This is a genomic window from Olsenella sp. An270 (genome assembly GCF_002159735.1).
GTDB lineage: Bacteria > Actinomycetota > Coriobacteriia > Coriobacteriales > Atopobiaceae > Thermophilibacter.
This window is the reverse complement of record NZ_NFJF01000008.1, coordinates 56,913-74,422: the sequence shown is the minus strand read 5'-3', so window position 1 is coordinate 74,422 and position 17,510 is coordinate 56,913. Positions and strand designations below refer to the sequence as shown.

16 protein-coding genes and 1 other RNA gene are annotated in these 17,510 nt (G+C 68.8%); 5 read left to right on the top strand and 12 right to left on the bottom strand.

The window, feature by feature from the left end; genetic code table 11:
- From dnaX to ffs, 4 genes are all read right to left on the bottom strand, one after another.
- Positions 1–1,747 (bottom strand): DNA polymerase III subunit gamma/tau (dnaX, locus tag B5F73_RS08630; RefSeq protein ID WP_087227832.1); only part of this gene is annotated, 1,747 nt, incomplete at its 3' end.
- Positions 1,748–1,890: 143 nt separating this feature from the next.
- On the bottom strand, positions 1,891–3,486 hold the full coding sequence (locus B5F73_RS08625) for a PH domain-containing protein (protein ID WP_087227831.1): 1,596 nt from the start codon (positions 3,484–3,486) through the stop codon (positions 1,891–1,893).
- On the bottom strand, positions 3,483–3,962 hold the full coding sequence (locus tag B5F73_RS08620; protein ID WP_087227830.1) for a PH domain-containing protein: 480 nt from the start codon (positions 3,960–3,962) through the stop codon (positions 3,483–3,485). The genes B5F73_RS08625 and B5F73_RS08620 overlap by 4 nt, the downstream gene beginning before the upstream one ends.
- Before the next feature lie 28 nt (positions 3,963–3,990).
- Positions 3,991–4,086: signal recognition particle sRNA small type (gene ffs / locus B5F73_RS08615), an RNA gene on the bottom strand.
- A gap of 89 nt (positions 4,087–4,175) precedes the next feature.
- Here ffs and ade point away from each other — a divergent pair.
- Positions 4,176–5,984: an adenine deaminase gene (gene ade / locus B5F73_RS08610; RefSeq protein WP_087227829.1), complete on the top strand. Its 1,809-nt coding sequence runs from the start codon at positions 4,176–4,178 to the stop codon at positions 5,982–5,984.
- A gap of 16 nt (positions 5,985–6,000) precedes the next feature.
- Here the strand turns inward: ade and B5F73_RS08605 are convergent, their stop codons facing one another.
- On the bottom strand, positions 6,001–6,585 hold the full coding sequence (locus tag B5F73_RS08605; RefSeq protein ID WP_087227828.1) for a hypothetical protein: 585 nt from the start codon (positions 6,583–6,585) through the stop codon (positions 6,001–6,003).
- A 568-nt stretch (positions 6,586–7,153) separates the two neighbouring features.
- Between B5F73_RS08605 and B5F73_RS08600 the strand changes: the two genes are divergently transcribed.
- Both B5F73_RS08600 and B5F73_RS08595 read left to right on the top strand, forming a co-directional pair.
- Positions 7,154–8,011, top strand: a complete 858-nt coding sequence (locus tag B5F73_RS08600) for an alpha/beta hydrolase family protein (protein ID WP_087227827.1) — start codon at positions 7,154–7,156, stop codon at positions 8,009–8,011.
- Positions 8,012–8,052: 41 nt separating this feature from the next.
- Entirely contained in the window at positions 8,053–8,919 is an 867-nt protein-coding gene (locus tag B5F73_RS08595) for an alpha/beta hydrolase-fold protein (protein ID WP_087227826.1), read from the top strand.
- Positions 8,920–8,933: 14 nt separating this feature from the next.
- On the opposite strand, the gene B5F73_RS08590 is transcribed toward B5F73_RS08595, so the two are convergent.
- The 5 genes from B5F73_RS08590 to B5F73_RS08570 form a co-directional block, all read right to left on the bottom strand.
- Entirely contained in the window at positions 8,934–9,902 is a 969-nt protein-coding gene (locus B5F73_RS08590) for a nucleoside hydrolase (RefSeq protein WP_204206305.1), read from the bottom strand.
- Entirely contained in the window at positions 9,899–10,810 is a 912-nt protein-coding gene (locus B5F73_RS08585; RefSeq protein WP_087227825.1) for a ribokinase, read from the bottom strand. Before B5F73_RS08585 ends, B5F73_RS08590 begins: the two co-directional genes overlap by 4 nt.
- Before the next feature lie 198 nt (positions 10,811–11,008).
- The gene (locus B5F73_RS08580) at positions 11,009–12,193 is read right to left on the bottom strand and encodes a DUF362 domain-containing protein (RefSeq protein ID WP_087227824.1); all 1,185 of its coding nucleotides are present in this window, start codon (positions 12,191–12,193) and stop codon (positions 11,009–11,011) included.
- A 359-nt stretch (positions 12,194–12,552) separates the two neighbouring features.
- Positions 12,553–14,247 carry a glucose-6-phosphate isomerase gene (gene pgi, locus B5F73_RS08575; RefSeq protein ID WP_087227823.1) on the bottom strand — a complete coding sequence of 565 codons (1,695 nt, stop codon included), beginning with the start codon at positions 14,245–14,247 and terminating at the stop codon, positions 12,553–12,555.
- A gap of 82 nt (positions 14,248–14,329) precedes the next feature.
- Positions 14,330–14,884: a hypothetical protein gene (locus B5F73_RS08570; protein WP_087227822.1), complete on the bottom strand. Its 555-nt coding sequence runs from the start codon at positions 14,882–14,884 to the stop codon at positions 14,330–14,332.
- A gap of 108 nt (positions 14,885–14,992) precedes the next feature.
- Between B5F73_RS08570 and trxA the strand changes: the two genes are divergently transcribed.
- Both trxA and B5F73_RS08560 read left to right on the top strand, forming a co-directional pair.
- The gene (gene trxA / locus B5F73_RS08565) at positions 14,993–15,310 is read left to right on the top strand and encodes a thioredoxin (protein WP_087227821.1); all 318 of its coding nucleotides are present in this window, start codon (positions 14,993–14,995) and stop codon (positions 15,308–15,310) included.
- Between the two features lie 2 nt (positions 15,311–15,312).
- Positions 15,313–16,017, top strand: coding sequence for a phosphatase PAP2 family protein (locus B5F73_RS08560; protein ID WP_087227820.1), 705 nt, complete (start codon positions 15,313–15,315; stop codon positions 16,015–16,017).
- A gap of 292 nt (positions 16,018–16,309) precedes the next feature.
- On the opposite strand, the gene B5F73_RS08555 is transcribed toward B5F73_RS08560, so the two are convergent.
- Together B5F73_RS08555 and B5F73_RS08550 are read right to left on the bottom strand one after the other, a co-directional pair.
- Complete coding sequence (locus B5F73_RS08555; RefSeq protein WP_087227819.1) at positions 16,310–16,771, bottom strand: YfcE family phosphodiesterase; 462 nt, start codon at positions 16,769–16,771, stop codon at positions 16,310–16,312.
- A gap of 12 nt (positions 16,772–16,783) precedes the next feature.
- Positions 16,784–17,500: a LytTR family DNA-binding domain-containing protein gene (locus tag B5F73_RS08550; RefSeq protein WP_087227818.1), complete on the bottom strand. Its 717-nt coding sequence runs from the start codon at positions 17,498–17,500 to the stop codon at positions 16,784–16,786.
- Positions 17,501–17,510 lie beyond the last annotated feature (10 nt).

The window sequence follows — 17,510 nt, the reverse complement described above, 5'->3', positions numbered from 1 at the left end:
GTTCAGGGGCGGGCGCCGGGGCGGCCGGCTTCGGGACCGGGGCAGGTGCCGGCACGGGGGCCGGGGCCGGCGCGGCGGCGCGCGAGATCGCCTGGCTGGCGAGGCTCGACTCGACGTAGACCACCTGACGGGGGCCAAACGCCATCGCGACGACCGGGTCCACGCTCGCGCGGACGTCGGAGCGCTCGAGCATCTTGGCCGCGAAGTGCGAGCCCTTGGGGAGCGACACCGTGAGGCGCGTGCCGTCGTCGGACACGGCCGAGGAGGAGAGCAGCAGCGACCCCTTCGCCGGGGCCTGCTTCACGAGCTGGTCGACGACCTTCTTCCAGGTCCGCTGGAGGTCGCCGTTGGTGCGTCCGCCGCCCTGGGCGCCGGAAGGGGCCCCAAAGCTCGCGCTCTTCTCGGCCGGCGCCGCCGGTTTGGGTTCGCGCTCCGGGGCCACGCTCTTCTCGGCAACCGCCTCACCTGCAGAAACGCTGACGGGCGACGGGGCGGGAGCCTCGGGGGTGAACCCAAACCCCTTTTCCGGTTTGGGTTCGTCGGGCACGGGGGCCGACGGCGCGGGCACCGCAGCCGCGCGGGCGCCGGGGGCGGCGAGAATCGCCACCTGACGCTCGAGGTCGCCCACGCGCTCGGCGAGGGCCTCGAGGGTGAGGTCGGACTCCGGGCGGGCGATGCGCGTAAGCGCGATCTCCAGAACGAGGCGCTGGTTGGTGGCCGTGCGCATCTCGCTCGACGCCTCGCCGAGGATGGTGAGGACGCGCGCCGCGCGGTCGGGCGACCCAAAGGCGGCCGCCTCCCTGCGCAGGGCCTCCAGCTCCTCGCCGCGCGCGGACACCACGTCGTCGGCGCTCGGCACCGCGGACACGACGTAGACGTCGCGCACGTGGGCAGCCAGCTCGCGGGTGAAGCGCAGCAGGTCGCGGCCGGCATCTGCCAGCGTCGCCACCTCGGCGAACAGCGTCGCCACGTCGCGGTGCCCCATCGCTAGCGCGACCTTGCCCAACACCGCGCCGGACGCCTCTCCGAGCAGGTCCTGCGTCGCCTCCAGGGAGATGTGCCCCCCGCCAAAGACGGAGAGCTGCTCGAGCGAGGTCAGCGCGTCGCGCATGCCGCCACGCGCATGGCGCACCACGAGCTCGAGCGCGGCGTCATCGTAGGTGAAGCCCTCCTGGGAGCACACGTAGGCGAGGTGGGCCTGCATCTCGTCGTTGCCGATGGCGTGGAAGTCAAAGCGCTGCACGCGCGAGAGGATCGTGGCGAGGATCTTCTGCGGGTCGGTCGTGCACATCACGAAGACGACGTTCTCGGGCGGCTCCTCGAGCGTCTTGAGCAGCGCGTTGAACGCCGCCGGCGTGAGCATGTGGACCTCGTCGATGATGTAGACCTTCGCGCGGCCCATGACCGGCGCGTAGTCCACGCGGCCGATGATCTCCTCGCGGACGTTGTCCACGCCGGTGCGCGAGGCGGCGTCGAGCTCGATGACGTCGGGGTGCTCGCCAGCCGCGATGAGGCGGCACTGGTCGCAGGAGCCGTCGGGCAGGGCCGCCGGGCCCTTCTCGCACATGAGCGCCTTTGCCAGGATGCGCGCCATCGTGGTCTTGCCCGTGCCGCGCGGGCCGCAGAACAGGTACGCGTGGCTGGTGCGCCCCTCGAGCACGGCGCGCTTGAGGGTCTCGACCACGTGCGACTGGCCCACGACCTGCTCAAAGGTCTGCGGACGATACTTGGTGTAGAGCGATTCCATGCGGCCTCCGGCCCACGTTTGCTTCCGAGGTTCCAGTATACCCGCGGCGGCGCCGGAAGGCGGCGGGCGAGAAGGGCGTGGATACCTGACGGAGGTGCCGGGGCACTTTGTCAGGTCTATGACAAAGTGCCCCGGCACCTCCGTCAGGTGCGCGGGCGGAACCAGGCGAGCAGGGCGTCGGCGTCCTCGGCGGGGAGGTCGCACAGCTCCAGGCCCTCCGCGTCGCTCGCCGCGGTCCGGGCGGAGAGCGTGGCCACGCCGGCGCGGCGCTGGAAGGGGCTCGCGGAGACGGACATGCGCTGCAGCCGCGCGCGCGGCACGATCACGGTGAGTCGCGTGAGGCCACCGGTAACGAGCACCAGCTCGCGGGCGGTGTGACCATAGCGGGCGGCACCCCAGGCCCGAAGCGCGTCTACGACAAGCCCCACGAGCAGCGCCACGCTCAGCACGATCGCGGCAACAAGCACCGGGCGCAGCAGCCACGCCGCACTCTCAAGCAGCCCCGAGAGGCCGAAGAACCAGTGCACGCCGAAAAAGATCGCCGTCGCGAACGGCCACCAGATCGCGGCCCGCACCACGGCGCGCCGGCACGCGACCGGGCCAAGGCGCCGCAGCTCAATGCCGCCCAGCACGCCGGCATAGTCCGGCAGGGCCTCGGCAAGAAACGCGTCGAGCTCGTCCAGGCGCACAAAGGGGTGGAGCAGAACGCTACCGGAAGGCTCACCGCCCGACTCCCCGGGCGCCGCAACCACCTGCGCGCTCACCTCGGCGTAGCCGATGAGCTGGCGGATGATACCCTGTCGCACCGCAACGAACTGCACTCGGCCCACAACGACCGTGCGCGACGCGCGCGAGAGCAGGCCGTGCTCCACCATGACGCGGTCCGCGTAGCGCTCGACGCGCCAGCCCGTATAGCGCGCGAGGTTGACCACAAACGAGACCACCGCGCCGAGCACCAGGGCAGAGACAACAAAGCCCGCGAGCAAGGGCAGCAGCGCCGGGATCTCCGCGTCCGCGATTCCCGCCCCCGCGCCCTCGAGGTCGAACAGGCCCCATTCGCCGAGCTGGGTCAGGCCGTTGCCGAGAAGAACCACGAGCGCGAAGGCCTGGCCGACGGCGCTGATGCGCGACGCGGCGGCAAGCACGAGCTTGCGATTCGTGAGCGTGAAGACGGCAAGCGGCTGCTCGGCCTCCGGGACGTCCGGCGACTCCTGGGCCTCCAGGTTCTTCTCGCCCACCGGCGCCGCGGCACGCTTGCGACGAAAGAGCTCCGCGCGAAGAGCCTCCGCCTCGCCCTCGCGCAGACCGGAAATCTTGGACGCATCGCCCTCGGTCGCGGCCGCGCCCGTGTCCAGGTCGAGCGCCACCAGCCCAAAGATGCGCTCGAACAGGGTGGAGTTCATCGAAACCGTGTGGATGTGCTCGTAGGGAATCGTGAGCCGGCGGCGGTTGAGCAGCCCCCAGCGCACGACGAGCCCCTCGTCGGCAAGCTCCCACGTGCGGACGCGCCAGACGACGAAGCTCAGCGCAAGACATGCCGCGAAGATCCCCGCCGCGGCGAGCGCGAGCGTGACGAGCGTGGCGAGGTTGCCCGCGAAGAAGTCCCCGGCAAGGCCGAGCGCCACGAGCACGACCAGGCCCCAGGCCATCTTGAGCGCCTCGACGAGCACGGAGAGCGGGTTGGCGTGATGCTCGCCGGCAGGGATCCGGCGCTCACCGTCCTTCTCGCCCGGTGTCACACGTCCTCCTTGGCGAGGCGCGCGAGCTCGGCCACGCGGTCGCGCAGGGCAGCGGCGTCGGCCTCCGCGAGGCCGGGAATCTCGAAGCTCTCACCGGCCGTGGAGACGGTAACCGTGGCCAGGCCGTGCGCGCGCAGGATGGGGCCCTGCCTGGTCTCCACGTGCTGGACGCGCACGAGCGGCACGAGCACGCGCTTCTTCACGAAGACGCCGTGGTAGAGGTCAACGTCGGTGGGCGTGACGTCGTAGCGCCAGGTTGCCATCTCCACGCGCGGCGAAATCAGCAGGTCGCCCACGCAGACGAGCTCCACGAGGCCGCCGATCAGATAGACCCAGAACACGTCGCCGCCCAGATGGCGCACGATCGCCCAGGCCGCCACGGCCAGCACGGCCACCACGACGATGCCAATCGCGTCCGAGACGTACCACACGCGCAGCATGCGCGGGTCAAGGCGGTGCGAGGGCAGGTCGCTCATGATGGCTCCCTTCGGCATGAAAAAAGCACGCTCGGTGGGAACGGGTGCCCGCAAGAGGCCCCTTATGGCTGCTGCCTCCCGGCCCTGACCAGGTTCGAGGTGTCGCGTCACCCGAACCCACCGAACGCGCTCGCGGAACACTCTAGCAAAGTCGGGGCGGGCGCGCCACGCACGCGCTACCCTTGTCCAAACGTCGCTCACAAGGAGGCTGTCATGATCAACCGGTTCTGCAGAGTCCCGCTCTGGGAGTGCAATGACGAGCTCGTGCGCGTGGCGCAGGGCGAGAAGCCCGCCGACCTCGTGATTCGCCACGCCAACCTCGTGAGCGTGACCACGCACGAGATCCTGCCCGACACCGACATCGCCGTGGCCTGCGGTCGCGTGGCCTACCTCGGCCTGGGCGAGCACACGGCCGAGCACTGCATCGGGCCGGACACGCTGGTCGTCGACGCCTCCGGGCTCTACGCCGCCCCCGGCCTCATGGACAGCCACATCCACGTGGAGAGCGCCATGATCGGCGTGGCCGAGTACGCCCGCGCCGTGGTGCCGCATGGCACGACCGGCATCTTCTGCGACCCGCACGAGGTGGGCAACGTCGCCGGCATGCCCGGCGTGCGCGCGATGTTCGAGGACGCGCGGCGCGTGCCGCTCAAGGCCATGATGACGCCGCCGTCGTGCGTGCCCGCGGTGACCGGCGTGGAGGACACGGGCGCCGAGGTGACCGCCGCCGACATCGCCGACAGCATGACCTGGGACAACGTGGTGGCGCTCGGCGAGATGATGAACTTCCCGGGCATCCTCGCGCACGAGGAGAACACCCTCGACGAGGTGCGCGAGACGCTCAGGGCCGACCGCGTGGTCACGGGGCACTTCCCCTCGCCGGACCGCGACCGCGCGCTCAACGCCTACGTCGCCGCGGGCGTCTCGTCGTGCCACGAGTCCGGCTCCTTCGACGAGGTGCTCTCGAAGCTGCGCCTGGGCATGTACGTGCAGCTCCGCCAGGGCTCCGCGTGGCTTAACCTCCCCGGCTACCTGCCGCAGCTCGTGGCGAGCGGCGTGGACACGCGCCTGTGCCTGCTGTGCTCCGACGACAACCACCCGCACACGCTCGTCGAGGAGGGTCACATGGACCGCATCCTGCGCACGGCCGTGGAGCTGGGCCTGGACCCGGTGACCGCCCTCCAGATGGCCACGATCAACTGCGCCGAGTACTTCGGCCTCGCCCACGACATGGGCTCCGTCACGCCGGGCAAGTGCGCCGACCTCGTGCTCTTTGACGACCTCGAGGGCTTCTTCGCGCGCAAGGTCTTCGTCGACGGCGAGCTCGTCGCCGAGGACGGCCGCGCGCTCTTCTCGGTTGAGCCGTATGCGTGGCCCGACTTCATGACCCACACGATGAACCTGGGCCTCACGCCCACGGCCGAGACGTTCCGCATCCCCGTCGACCTCCCGGACGGCACGGCGCGGGTGCGCGCCATGGCGATCGACCCCGGCGACACGCTCACCCGAAACGTTGTGGTGGAGGTGCCCGTGGTCGACGGGTCGCTCCAGGCCGACCCCGAGCACGACGTCCTCAAGGTGGCCGTCTTCGACCGGCACCACGGCGCGGACGGCACGCACGCCTTTGGCTTCGTCACGGGGTTCGGGATCCACGGCGCGCTCGCGCAGACCGTCTCCCACGACGCGCACAACCTGCTCGTGATGGGCGACAACGACGAGGACATGGCGCTCGCGGCACGCACGCTCGCGGAGTGCGGCGGCGGCGAGGTCGCCGTGGCGGACGGGGAGGTACTGGCGCTCGTTGAGCTGCCGGTCTGCGGCCTCATGAGCACCAAGCGCGTTGAGGTCGTGGCCGAGAAGGTCGGGCGGGCCCGCGAGGCGTGGGAGCGGATGGGCTGCACGATGCCCTCGCCGTTCATGACGATGGGCGTGATGTCGCTCGCCTGCGTGCCCGAGCTGCGCCTCACCAACCGCGGTTACGTGAACTGTCTCACCTTCGAGATGGAGCCGCTGCTCGCCTAGGGCCTTCGGGGCGCCCCTAGCGGGCGCCCTGGGGGAGCTTCCCCTTGAGGAAGCGCCCGAGCTCGCGGAACCGGTTCTCGCTCAGTGCCGGGCGCGGCACGTACGCGTAGCGCCCGTCGCCGAATCCCGCCACGATGCAGTCGCTGTTCTGCCGAACGGTGCGCAGGTCGGAGAGGTCGAAGTCACCGATCGGACCGGCTTCGCTCTCCACGTGGACGCAGTCCTCGCACACCGCCACGTGGCGCTGCTCGGAGGGAGGCGCGGCCGCGAGCGTGGTGCGGCGCGCGTAGAAGACCTGCAGGCGGTCCCACCTCGTCGACGCGAAGACGAGCACGAGCGAGGCGCCAAAGGTCACGAAGACCAGGGCCGTAGGCTTGTTGTCGACCAGCAGCACGACCACCAGGGCGAGGAGGGCCACAAACGCGGCGGCCGTGACGACGGACCTGAAGCCGTGCCCGAGCGTCTCGGACGCACGGGCGAACTCCAGCTCGTTGTAGTCGTAGGTCGCCGAGAACAGGACCTTGCCGTACTTCTTGTCGTCGAAGCGGCTCTGCGCCGCACCCTTGTCGCGGGACGTCGTCCGCGAGGCCTTCTTCGCCATGTCACTCCTTCGTCGTGTCCACCCGACAAATCCTAACGCATATGGAGGAGTTGTCGGCGAGTTGTGCTCCGGCGGTGAAACCGACCGTTCGCCGGTGCGTGATGGCCCACCGAGCCGTGATGGGGAATGATACTCGTGCGCAGGGTGCGGGGGCACGACGAGAATCGATCGCATGCGCCCGCTCTGCAAAGCTCATAGCTTGGCAGCTGCCGAAGTGGAGGCCCCCGGGACCTGGTCCCGCGGGCCTCCGTCCATTTCCGAGCGCGCGACGACACCGTACTTGCATAAAACCGCCCCTCGTGCGACATTCAGCCACTTTCGGAGATCAAAACATCCGCTCGTGCAGCGTGATTTTGGCGTTCCGAGCGGTCTCGGCACGGTCACCTCCGACAAAACGCCAGATAGCGATATAGATTCTGAAATCTAATATCGTTTTGAGGAGAAAACTGTGCTACACGAACGCCCTTTTTGATTTCCACGAGGCCTTAATGCTGCACGAGCGACGTTTTTATGCAGCGACGTAACGCTATACTGGTCGGCGTTCTCCCGCCAGACCTAAGGAGGCCCCATGGCCCTCATCAGCGTTGACTACTTCTCCTCCTCCCTCATGCGCACCACCACGCTCGAGGTCATCCTGCCCGTAGACGACCAGGGCGCCGCATACGCCACAGACTCGGTGATGCGCCATGCCGGTAACACGCTCGAGGACGAGATGCGCGCCTGGGACGAGCGCCCCTACCCGCCCCGGAAGGCTCCGTTCAAGACGCTCTTCCTGCTGCACGGCATCTCCGGCAACCACGCCGACTGGATCAGCGAGACGCGCATCCGCAGCTGGGCGGAGAGCCACGGCATCGCCGTCGTCATGCCGTCCGGCTACAACGCCTTCTACCTCGACCAGCCCGAGGCCCACAACTACTACGGGCGTTTCGTGGGTCAGGAGCTCGTTGAGGTGGCGCGCCGGATGTTCCCGCTCTCCGACCGACGCGAGGACACCTTCATCGGCGGCATCTCGATGGGCGCGTACGGCGCCCTGCGCAACGGCCTCAAGTACTGCGAGACGTTCGGCTCCATCGTGTCGCTCTCCTCGGCGATGATCATCAACGACTTTGACCAGATCATCTCGTCCGACGGCCTGTTCTTCCTCTCGCGCGGCTTCCTCGAGCATACCTTCGGCGATCTCTCCCACGTGCGCGACTCCGACAAGGACCCCGCGCGCCTGGCCGCCGACCTCGTCTACTGCGACCGCCCGCGCCCGCGCATCTTCATGACCTGCGGCAACCAGGACCCGCTCGCCGAGGCTAACCGGATGCTTGCGGGCCGCATGCGCGACACGGGCCTTGACGTCACGTATCATGAGATGACCGGCGGACATGACTGGGAGTTCTGGAACGCCGCCCTGCCCGAGGCGCTTGACTGGCTCCTGTAGGGAGGGCGACGCACCCCGACCCCAGAGGGAGGGACGCGAGAATGGCACTGCTCAGAGTCGACTTCTACTCCCACTACCTTGAGCGCAACGTGGTGCTCACGGTCGTCATACCTGCGGACAAGATGGACGGCAACAAGCTGGCCAAGAAGCGCCGCGGACCGTACCGCACGGTCTACCTGCTGCACGGCCTCTTCGGCCAGGACGTCGACTGGATCGACCGCACGCACGTGGTCGAGACGGCCGAGGCCCGCGACATCGCGCTCGTCATGCCCTCCGGCGAGGACGGCCTCTATCTCAACAAGCCCGAGATAAACGAGTGGCACGGCAAGTTCATCAGCGAGGAGCTGGTGGACTTCACGCGCCGTCTCTTCCCGCTCTCGACCAAGCGCGAGGACACGGCGCTGGCCGGCATCTCGATCGGCGCGTACACGGCGCTGATCAACGGCCTGCTGCGCCCGGACCGCTTTGGCTCGATCATCATCCTCTCGGGCGCCTTCATGCGCGACCGCGTGCTCGAGGCCGTGGAGTCGCGCTCGCCGCGCAAGCGCAAGTACTACGAGCGCTTCTTCGGCGACATCGACACGGTCATCGGGTCCGACAAGGACTACGTGGCGCTGATCGACAAGTTCCGCCAGGACCCCGAGCTGCCCAAGCCGCGCTTCTACGCCGCGTGCGGCCTGCACGACAGCCTCTGCGAGAACAACCGAGACCTGGTCAGGCTGCTGCGCGACGCCAACTTTGACGTCACCTACTGGGAGCCGGACATCGGCGCGCACGAGTGGCCGTTCTGGAACGCGTGGATCGACTGTGCACTCGACTGGTACGCCCCGGGTCCGATGCAGCCGAGCTCGGCGGACGTAGACTACACTGCGCTGACCAAGCTCCGCCCGCCCGAGCAGCAGGGCTAGGGCGCGGCCGCGGCCTACGCGAGGGTACGCGCCACGCGGGAGCGGAACTCGCCCAAGAACCGCGGCACGTCCACCGTGAGCGCCACCTCGCAGGTCTTCTCCTCGTCGCGCAGGCGGTCGGGGTCGCAGACGGTGCGACCACGCGTCGGCCCCTCGAGGTCCACGCGCAGGTTGGCGGGAAGGCAGCCCACGAGCGTTGGGTCCAGCGCGCACGCCACGGCGAGCGGGTCGTGCAGCGCGCAGCCTCCCATCTGCGGGTTGTTCTGCTCGTAGACCGAGATGTAGTGGTCCGTCACGTCGGCGAGGAGGCGCCCCGCAGGGGTGCCCAGGTCGCGCCAGGCGGCGGTGTCCTTGCGTGTGAGCACCGCCTGATGCGTCACGTCGAGGCCGATCATCCGGGTTCGCAGGCCGCCTCGCAGGACGGCGTCGGCCGCCGCCGGGTCGTTCGCGACGTTGGCCTCGGCGCAGGACGTCACGTTGCCCGGCACGGCGAGCGCCCCTCCCATGAAGGTCACGCGGCCGAGCGAGTCAGCCAGGCCGGAGATGCTGCCGAGCGCGAGCGCGAGGTTGGTGAGCGGGCCGGTGGGGACGTAGAGCAGCTCGACCCCGTCCTCCGCCGCACGCAGGACCTCCTCGCGGAGAAAGGAGATGCCGTCGCCCGGGGCACAGCGGCACCATCCGGAGACGGGCTGGTCGCCGAGGCCGTTGGACCCGTGGATGCGCGCCACTGCCGCGGGCGGGGCAAACGGCGCGGTCGCCGCGAGCGAGCGGTCGGCGCCCGCGAGAACGGGAACCTCGGGGTGGCCCAGCAGCTCGAGCAGCGCGCACGTGTTGCGGACCGCGGTCCGCATGGTGACGTTGCCATAGGTGCAGATGACGCCCGCAAGCTCGACCTCGGGACTGCCCAGCGCATAGGCGAGCGCCAGCGCATCGTCGATGCCGGTGTCCAGGTCCAGAATCATCCTCTTGCGGGTCTCGCTCATCGCGCGGCCTCCACTTCTGCTGCGGTGGGTATGGACGGCTGGGCGCCGAGGCGGCCCACGGTGATAGCTGCGGCCAACGAGCCCCAGCTCATGGCCTCGGCAAGCGAGAAGGACCGCGCACGCCCGGCGGCGAGCGCCCCGATGAAGGTGTCGCCCGCAGCCGTGGTGTCCACGACGTTCGCGGACGCGGCGGGCACGCGGACGGGCTCACCGTCAGTGCCCAGCCCAAAGGAGCCCGCGGCGCCGAGCGTGATCACGACAGTGCCCGCCCCCAGCTCGCGCAGGCGGCGCGCGGCCGCGAGGCACGTCGCGTCGTCAGTCGGCAGCACGCCGCACATGATCTGGCATTCGGTCTCGTTCAGGCAGACGAGGTCCATGCACGGCCAGAGGTCGTCCGGCGCGGGACGGGCCGGCGCGGGGTTGTAGATCGTGTAGAGCCCGAGCCCGTGCGCCTCCCGCAGGGCCGCCTCCGTTGCCGCGGGGTCGCACTCGCCCTGGGTGACGAAGACGTCGTTCTTCTCGCCAATGCGTCGCAGGTCGGCAGCCACGTCCGCCGCCGCGAGCGCATGGTTGGCGCCCGCATGGAGCACGATGCGGTTCTCGCCCTCCGTGCGCAGAATCACCGCGACCCCGGTCGTGACGTCGGGCAGGCGGCGCACGAGCGAGACGTCGACGCCGGCCACCGCGAGGCCGCCCGCGAGCTCCTCTCCAAAGCCGTCCGCACCCACGGCGGCGATCATGCGCACGTCCGCGCCCAGCCGCGCCGCGGCGACGGCCTGGTTGGCGCCCTTCCCCCCGGCGGCCGTGATGAAGCCGGACCCGGAGAGCGTCTCGCCGGCGGCCGGAACGCGCGGCGCGTCGATGGAGAGGTCCATGTTCATGCTGCCAAAGACGATGACCTTGGACATGGCGACCTCCCGTCTTGTGACTTCGCCTCGGGCACCACTCTAGTACAGGCGCGCCGGGCGGAAACTCGTGCACTCGATCAAACCGACGGCCGCACGGTTCTTCTCGACCTGCGGTTTCACGAACTTTCAGGAACCCAATGTACGAGCTTCGCGAAGGCGCGGCAAACGCGGGCGAGAAGGACGCTCGGCGCGGCTCCCCTACTTGACCTCAATCAGCTCGTAGTGGCTCGTGCCCAGCCCGATCTTCTCGGCGTGCTCGATCATGGAGCGCCAGTTGGTGTCGGGGTGCGTGAGGTTGAAGTGGTCGTGCTGGCAGCGCTCCGGGACGCCACCCTCGGCCTCGAGCTTGGCGCGCATGTCCGTCAGCTCGGTGTTGGGCATCGTCGGCGCGGCCAGGGCCATGTCGATGCAGGCCTGGTCGAGCGCAACGGGATCAAAGCTCGCGAACATGCCCAGGTCGGGCACGATGGGCGTGTCGTTCTCGGGGTGGCAGTCGCAGTTGGGGCTGATGTCGATCGCGATGGAGATGTGGAAGCTCGGGCGGTCCTGCACCACGGCCTGCGTGTACTCGGCGATCTTGTAGTTGAGCACGTCGACGGCCTGGTCGTAGTCGGGCGCGATGGCGTCCTGGTTGCAGGCGCCGATGCAGCGGCCGCAGCCCACGCAGCGGTCGTGGTCGATCGTGGCCACGGGCACGGTGACGACCTTGCCGCTCGCAAGCTCGCGCTCGCGCGTGGCCTCAAAGCCGATGGCACCGTGCGCGCAGATGCGCTCGCACGCGTGGCAGCCGACGCACCTCTCGTGGTCCACGCTCGGCTTGCCCGCCGAGTGCTGCTCCATCTTGCCCGCACGCGAGCCGCCGCCCATGCCCAGGTTCTTCATCGCGCCGCCAAAGCCGGCCTGCTCGTGGCCCTTGAAGTGCGTGAGGCTGATCACGATGTCGGCGTCCATGAGGGCGTGGCCGATCTTGGCCTCCTTGACGTACTCGCCGTTCTTGACGGGCACGAGGGTCTCGTCGGTGCCCTTGAGGCCGTCGGCGATGATCACCTGGCAGCCGGTGGCGTACGGGGTGAAGCCGTTCTGGTACGCGCAGTCGAGGTGCTCGAGCGCGTTCTTGCGGCTGCCCACGTAGAGCGTGTTGCAGTCGGTGAGGAAGGGCTTGCCGCCCAGCTCCTTGACCACGTCGGCGACGGCGCGCGCGTAGTTGGGGCGCAGGAAGCTGAGGTTGCCCAGCTCGCCAAAGTGGATCTTGATGGCGACGAACTTGTTCTCAAAGTCGATCTGGTCGATGCCGGCCTTGCGGATCAGGCGCCTGAGCTTGTCGAGCTGGCTCTCCTTGGCGTACGTGCGCAGGTTGGTGTAGTAGACCTTTGCGGCGTCCATGCGTCCCCTCTCCTCGTTTTTCCCTCAGGGGGATTGTACGCCAGCGCCAACGCAAGAGACGCGGCGTCGCCAAGGTTGGCGGCGGACCGGGATCCGGTAAACCGCGGGCTTGGCAGGGACGCTTCTAGGATTTTGGGAGGTTGTCCAGCGCACATCTAGCAATCTGCGCCCTTGTCGCGTGTTTCCCTAGAAAACGGCGGGGTTGTACGGCCATACGGAGGCCGCGGCGGACAAGGCCCCGGTTTTCTAGACGCTCGCAGGACAAGGGCGGCAATTCCTAGGTTCAGCCGCCCCCAGCGCAAAAGGGCCGCCGGGCGAGAAGAACCCGGCGGCCCCGACATCACGCGTCGCGACGCGCGCTACTTGCGGTGGGCGCGATAGTACTGGATGAGGGCCTGCGTGCTCGCATCCTGTGCGGCGAGGGCCTCGTCGTCGTGGAAGGCGGGCGTGATCTGCTTGGCGAGCTGCTTGCCCAGCTCGACGCCCCACTGGTCGTAGGAGTCAAGGCCCCAGACCGTGCCCTCGACGAAGGTGATGTGCTCGTAGAGCGCGATGAGCTCGCCGAGCGCATGCGGCGTGAGGTCCACGCCGAAGATCGACGTGGTGGGGCGGTTGCCCGTGAAGCAGCGCGCCGGCACCATCCACTCGGCCGTGCCCTCGGCGCGGACCTCGTCGGCCGTCTTGCCAAAGGCGAGTGCCTTGGTCTGGGCGAGGTAGTTGCCGAGGAACAGCTCGTGGACGTCCTGGTCGCCGTCCTTGGTGGGGTTGGGCGTGTTCACGAAGGCGATGAAGTCCGCCGGGATCATGCGGGTGCCCTGGTGGATGAGCTGGTAGAAGGCGTGCTGGCCGTTGGTGCCCGGCTCGCCCCAGAAGATCTCCCCGGTGGCGGAGGTCACGGGGCTGCCGTCCCAGCGCACGCTCTTGCCGTTGGACTCCATCGTGAGCTGCTGGAGGTAGGCGGCAAAGCGGTGCAGGTACTGGTTGTAGGGCAGCACGGCGTGGCTCTCGGCGCCCCAGAAGTTGACGTACCAGACGTTGAGCAGGCCGAGAAGCGCCACCACATTCTGCTCGAGCGGGGTCTTCTGGAAGTACTCGTCGAGGTCGTGGAAGCCCTTGAGGAAGCACTCGAAGCGCTCGGGCCCGAGGGCCAGGATCAGCGCCAGGCCCACGGCGGAGTCGACGGAGTAGCGGCCGCCGACCCAGCTCCAGAAGCCGAAGGCGTTCTCGGGATCGATGCCAAAGTCGGCGACGAGGTCGAGCGCGGTGGAGACGGCCACGAAGTGCTTGCGGATGGCGTCGGCGTCCTGCTCGGCGGAGCCGTCGATCGCGCCCTGGGCGCGCAGGGTCTCGAGCAGCCACGTCTTGGCCTCGCGGGCGTTGGTGAGGGTCTCGAGCGTGGTGAACGTCTTGGAGACGATGATCACGAGCGTGGTCTCGGGGTCGAGGCCCTTGACCTTCTCGGCCATGTCGTTGGGGTCGATGTTGGAGACGAAGCGGCAGTCGATGCCGGCGTCGGCGTAGGGCTTGAGGGCCTCGTAGACCATGACCGGGCCGAGGTCGGAGCCGCCGATGCCGATGGACATAACGTGCTCGATACGCTTGCCCGTGACGCCCTTCCACTCGCCGGAGCGCACGCGCTCGGCGAAGGCGTACATGCGGTCCAGGACCTCGTGGACGTCGGCGACGCAGTCCTGGTCGCCGTCGAAGACGGTGCCCTTCTCGGACGCGGGGCGGCGCAGCGCGGTGTGCAGGACGGCGCGGTCCTCGGTGGTGTTGATGTGCTCGCCGGCGTACATGGCGTCGCGGCGCTCCTCCAGGCCCACGGCGCGGGCGAGGTCACACAGAAGCGTGAGGGTCTTCTCGTCCACGAGGTTCTTGGAGAGGTCGAAGTGCAGGTCGTCCATGTCAAACGAGAGCTTGGAGACGCGCTCGGGGTCGGCGGCGAAGGCCTCCTTGAGCGAGAAGCCCGACGAGACCATCTCGTCATGGTGAGCCTGGAGCGCGGCCCAGGCAGGCGTGGTCGTGGCGTCGACGGGCGTGGGGATGGTGGACATGGACGGCTCCTTCCGCGGATGCGACAGATACACAGATGATAGCCCCGGCGCGTGGCGGGGCGGGCGGTGGCCGGCGCGAACGCTAGAACGGCTCGCCGAGCGGCGGGATCTGCTTGAGGCGTGCCCACATGACCTGCTTCTCGCGGGCGTCGGCGAGCGCCGCCGCAAAGCCGCCGAGGTTGAGCGCGCGCATGCCGCAGACGTGGACCACCACGCCGGGCGCGAGCATGGCCTCCTCGAGGCGATCGAGGACGGCCAGGTCGTCGGCGTAGGCCTCGCGCAGGAGCGCGGCCGCCTCCTCGTCGCAGCAGACGAGGGTGTCCGGGTCGAATGCGGTCACGGCCTCGCGCAGCAGGGCCGCGTCGAGCGGCTCCCCGGAGGCGTCGACGGAGAGCAGCCACTCCCAGTCCTCGGGCGCGTAGCCCAGGCGCTCGAGCGACGCCCTGAGCGCCGTCCCGTCGGAGCCGGAGAACGCGGGCTCGCCGTCCCTCTCGGCCTGCGTGAGCTCGCCCTTGACGAGAAGGACCGCGGAGAACGCGTTTCCGCCGGCAAGGACGCCGCGCGCGACCAGCGCGTCCACCTCGGCCGCCGTCTTGTCCACGCACGCGCGCCTCCGCGCGTCACGCTCACTCGCCATGCGTCCCTCCGTCCTCCCGCCGTGCGACAAGAACAGTGTAGTTCGGGGTATAAGCCCCAACAAGAACAGTCCGCGGACGGTCCGTCCGCATGAACGGGGAGGTTTCCCATGGCCCAGGCAATCACCGCCGCCGAGTTCGACTCCACCCTCGCCAGCGCCGACAAGCCGGTCCTCGTTGACTTCTGGGCGTCGTGGTGCGGCCCGTGCCGCGCGCTCGGTCCCGTCGTCGACCAGGTCGCCCAGGAGATGGCCGACCGGCTGACGGTCTACAAGTGCAACGTCGACGACGAGGCGGACCTCGCCGCGCGCTTTGGCATCGTCTCCATCCCCACGCTGATCCTGTTCAAGGGCGGGCAACCGGTGCACACCATGGTCGGCAACATGCCCAAGCCCATGCTCGTGGGCGAGATCGAGGCAAACCTCTAGCGATGTCCCGTCGTCAGGAGCTCGCCCGGGGAGCGCGCGACGTCGCGCGCGGCTCCCTGGGCCTTCTCAGGAAGAACCCGCGCGTGGTGGTCCTTCTCGGCGCCGCGCTCGTCTTTGTGTGGCTGCTCGGCGAGGTGGCAGGCGGGGAGATCATGCGTCTTGACGTTGCCGCCTACCAGCTCTTCGTTGAGCGGCTTCGCTCCGACACGCTCACGCCCGTCATGGAGGCGTTCACCTCCCTGGCGTCGGTGGTGGTGCTCGCGGTGATGGCGGCCGTGATCGCCGCGCTGGCGCCGGGCAAGGCCCCGGGCTGGTGCGTGGCCGTGAACCTGGTCTGCGTGGTCGCGCTCAACACCGTGCTCAAGTACCTCGTGCAGCGCCCGCGCCCCGACGGGTTCCGCCTCATCTCGGAGAGCGGCTACAGCTTCCCGTCCGGCCACTCGATGGTGGCGATGGCGTTCTTTGGCCTGCTCATCTGGATGGTCTGGCGCTACCACCGCCGCGACGTCATGCGCGTGGTGTGGTGCGCCCTGTTTGTCCTCGTGATCGTGATGGTGGGCGTGAGCCGCATCTACCTGGGCGTCCACTACGCGTCCGACGTGCTCGCCGGGTTCTGCGTCTCGCTCGTGTGGCTGGTCTTCTACACCCGCGTGGTGGCGCCCACGTTCGTCGCGGTGGACGAGCCGCGGCAGGCAGACGACGCCTAGGATTTGGCGCCCTTGTCTGGGGCGGTTCTAGGAATCGCGGGGCTTGTCTGAGGCGATTCTAGGAATGCGCGCCCTTGTCGCCCGCCGCTCTAAGAATCGCCGCCCTTGTCGGCCGGCCTTCTAGAAAACGGCGCCCTTGTACGCGCATAGGGGCCTCCGCCTGGACAAGGGCACGAATTATTAGAGGCTCTCAGGACAAGGACCCGGTTTTCTAGAGTGTCGCAGGACAAAGGCCCGGTTTTCTAGGGCAGCGCGGAACAAGGGCGCGGCAGCCGAGAAGAACGTCGGCCCGCTACCCCAGCGTGATGATCTGCGCGTCCACGACCTGGCCGTCCTCGACGAGGATGCGGCCCATCGACGGCTTGGAGCGGCGCGGGTAGGTGGGGCTGCCGGGGTTCATGACCAGCGCGCCGGTCCACTCGTCGCGCTCGAGGACGGGCGTGTGCGTGTGCCCGAAGATCGCGACGTCGCACATCGTCAGGTTGAGGCGCCAGCGGTAGTGCGCCGTCTGCCACCTGAGCCCGCCGCCCAAAAACACGATGCGGTCCTTGACCATGGGACCGTAGTCGTAGACCCAGTCGTTGTTGCCGAGGGCCATCCGCACCGGGGCGATGTCGGAGAGCGTCCGGAAGTCGGACGCGGAGCAGATGTCGCCCGCGTGCACGATGACGTCGGCGCCGGCAAGCTCGGAGAGCAGCTCGGGCGAGAGGAAGCCGTGCGTGTCGGAGATGATGTCGAAGCGCTGTACGGCCACGCGGCTCCCCGCCTAGAGGCCGAGCGCGCGCTTGAGCGCGACGACGCGGCGGCGCGAGACCGAGATCTTCTTGCCCTCGATGCCGTTGACGCCCAGCTGGAGGATGCCGGAGGAGATGACCTCGACGTCCTCGACGTACTCGAGGTTCACGATGTAGCCGCGGTGCACGCGGAAGAAGCCGTGCGGCGCGAGCTTCTGCTCGAGCTTGGCGAGCGAGATCGTGGAGAGGAACCGGTCGGTGTCGGTGTAGATGCAGGAGTAGTCGTCCTTGGCCTCGATGTAGCGGATCTGGTCGATGGGGACGAGCACCTTGCGGCCGCTCTTGACCACCGGGATGCGCTCCACGGAGGAGTGACTCTGGGGCTGCGGCTTCACGCGCGCCTGCACCTTGTCGAGGGCCTGGTTCAGGCGCTCGGGGTCGACCGGCTTCATCAGGTAGTCGATCGCGTCGACCTCGAAGGCCTCGAGCGCGTACTCGCTATAGGCCGTCACGAAGACCACGGCGGGCGGGTTCTTGAGCTTGTGGATGGCCTCGGCGAGCTGCATGCCGGAGGTCTTGGGCATCTGGATGTCCAGGAACATGACGTCGGCCTTGGCCTCCATCAGCTTCTCGACGGCCTCGCGGGCGCTGGATGCCTCCGTGACCGACTCGACCCTCCCCGTCTCGTCGAGCAGGTAGTGCAGCTCGGAGCGAGCCGGAGCCTCGTCGTCAACAATCATCGCGCGCATGTGCAGTTCC

Bases quoted from the DNA above. Each gene is read 5' to 3' on its own strand.
- B5F73_RS08620 (WP_087227830.1), bottom strand. From the start codon at position 3,962: ATGAGCGACCTGCCCTCGCACCGCCTTGACCCGCGCATGCTGCGCGTG.
- ade (WP_087227829.1), top strand. From the start codon at position 4,176: ATGATCAACCGGTTCTGCAGAGTCCCGCTCTGGGAGTGCAATGACGAG.
- B5F73_RS08605 (WP_087227828.1), bottom strand. From the start codon at position 6,585: ATGGCGAAGAAGGCCTCGCGGACGACGTCCCGCGACAAGGGTGCGGCG.
- B5F73_RS08600 (WP_087227827.1), top strand. From the start codon at position 7,154: ATGGCCCTCATCAGCGTTGACTACTTCTCCTCCTCCCTCATGCGCACC.
- B5F73_RS08595 (WP_087227826.1), top strand. From the start codon at position 8,053: ATGGCACTGCTCAGAGTCGACTTCTACTCCCACTACCTTGAGCGCAAC.
- B5F73_RS08590 (WP_204206305.1), bottom strand. From the start codon at position 9,902: ATGAGCGAGACCCGCAAGAGGATGATTCTGGACCTGGACACCGGCATC.
- B5F73_RS08585 (WP_087227825.1), bottom strand. From the start codon at position 10,810: ATGTCCAAGGTCATCGTCTTTGGCAGCATGAACATGGACCTCTCCATC.
- B5F73_RS08580 (WP_087227824.1), bottom strand. From the start codon at position 12,193: ATGGACGCCGCAAAGGTCTACTACACCAACCTGCGCACGTACGCCAAG.
- pgi (WP_087227823.1), bottom strand. From the start codon at position 14,247: ATGTCCACCATCCCCACGCCCGTCGACGCCACGACCACGCCTGCCTGG.
- B5F73_RS08570 (WP_087227822.1), bottom strand. From the start codon at position 14,884: ATGGCGAGTGAGCGTGACGCGCGGAGGCGCGCGTGCGTGGACAAGACG.
- trxA (WP_087227821.1), top strand. From the start codon at position 14,993: ATGGCCCAGGCAATCACCGCCGCCGAGTTCGACTCCACCCTCGCCAGC.
- B5F73_RS08560 (WP_087227820.1), top strand. From the start codon at position 15,313: ATGTCCCGTCGTCAGGAGCTCGCCCGGGGAGCGCGCGACGTCGCGCGC.
- B5F73_RS08550 (WP_087227818.1), bottom strand. From the start codon at position 17,500: ATGCGCGCGATGATTGTTGACGACGAGGCTCCGGCTCGCTCCGAGCTG.